At 72.5% G+C, this 447-nt stretch carries 1 protein-coding gene; it reads left to right on the top strand.

Features of this window, described 5'->3' with window-relative positions; translation table 11 throughout:
• The coding region (locus J0A65_RS25845; RefSeq protein WP_206597059.1) for an IclR family transcriptional regulator domain-containing protein at window positions 1-279 on the top strand (279 nt) is incomplete at its 5' end.
• Between the last annotated feature and the right edge of the window lie 168 nt (window positions 280-447).

The raw sequence follows: 447 nt of genomic DNA on the forward strand, positions 1-447 counted from the left end.
GAGCTCGAGGCGCTGCTGACCCAGCAGGGGCTGGACGCCAGTCAACACACAGCGCTGCGCGAAGAGCTGGAGCAGATTCGCGCCTGCGGCTACAGCACCAGCCTGGGCGAGATCGACGAGGGCGTGTGGGGCGTGAGCGCCGCCCTGCTCGACAGCCGTGGCCGCCTGCACGGCGCGCTGAGCCTGATGGGCCCGGCCAGCCGCGTGCAGCCGCGCGCAGAGCAGCTGCAACGCTGGACCCTGGAGAGCGCCGCGCGAGTCAGCGCGCGCCTGGACTGAGACGAGAGAGAACGAACCCCATGCACGCACACCTGGACATGACCCCCTGGCAAGGCCGCATCGACGCCGGCGAAGGCAGCGGCGCCCGGCGCTGGCACCAGTGGGTACAGCCACTGGACCACGCGCCGCAGCCCCCAGGCGTGGCCCTGCTGGGCTTCGCCTGCGACG

Origin of the sequence: Bowmanella yangjiangensis, assembly GCF_017255015.1 — a bacterium.
GTDB lineage: Bacteria > Pseudomonadota > Gammaproteobacteria > Enterobacterales > Alteromonadaceae > Bowmanella > Bowmanella yangjiangensis.